Source organism: Streptomyces sp. SID14478 (assembly GCF_010548525.1).
GTDB lineage: Bacteria > Actinomycetota > Actinomycetes > Streptomycetales > Streptomycetaceae > Streptomyces.
This window is the reverse complement of record NZ_JAAGMG010000618.1, coordinates 1-714: the sequence shown is the minus strand read 5'-3', so window position 1 is coordinate 714 and position 714 is coordinate 1. Positions and strand designations below refer to the sequence as shown.

Sequence of the window (714 nt, the reverse complement as noted above, 5' to 3'; positions counted from 1 at the left end):
CCGTCCGCGGGCACTTCGACGACCCGTCAGTTCCCGCGGCGCCGGGGAGGGAGACCGAGGCCACCGCCCCGCCCGCGCTCCCGTTGCGCAGGGCGACCGTCGCCCCGATGGCCGCCGCCTGCCCCAGCGCGATCGTCAGCCCGAGCCCCGTCCCCTGCCCCCGCTCGACGGCCCCCGTGAGGAAGCGCCGGGGCCCGTCGCGCAGCAACTCCTCGGGGAACCCGGGGCCGTGGTCGCGCACGACGACCGTCGTCCCGCGCACCGTCACCTCGATCGGCTCCGCGCCGTGCCGCCGCGCGTTGGTCACGAGGTTGGCCAGGATGCGTTCCAGCCGGCGCGCGTCCGTGCGGACGAAGGACAGGCCGGAATCCGTGTCGCAGCGCAGGACGCAGACCGGACCGACCCCGTTCACCGCCCGCTCCACCAGCGGCCCCAGCGGATGCACGTCCAGGTTCGGCTCCTCGGCGTGCGCGTCGAGCCGGGCCACCTCCAGCAGGTCCTCGGTCAGCGTGCGCAGCGCGCCCACCCGGTCCCGGACGAGCTCGGCGGGCCGCCCCGGCGGCAGCAGCTCGGCGGCCGTGTGCAGCCCGGTCAGCGGGGTGCGCAGCTCGTGCGCCACGTCCGCGGTGAACCGCTGCTCGGCCTCGATGCGCTTTTGCAGCGAGGCCGCCATCGTGTCGACGGCGTGCGCCAGTTCGGCCACTTCGTCCCGGC

At 76.5% G+C, this 714-nt stretch carries 1 protein-coding gene; it reads right to left on the bottom strand.

Going from position 1 to position 714, the window contains the following annotated elements:
• A partial coding sequence (locus G3I40_RS20290) for a HAMP domain-containing sensor histidine kinase (RefSeq protein ID WP_164303558.1) occupies positions 1-714 on the bottom strand: 714 nt, incomplete at both ends.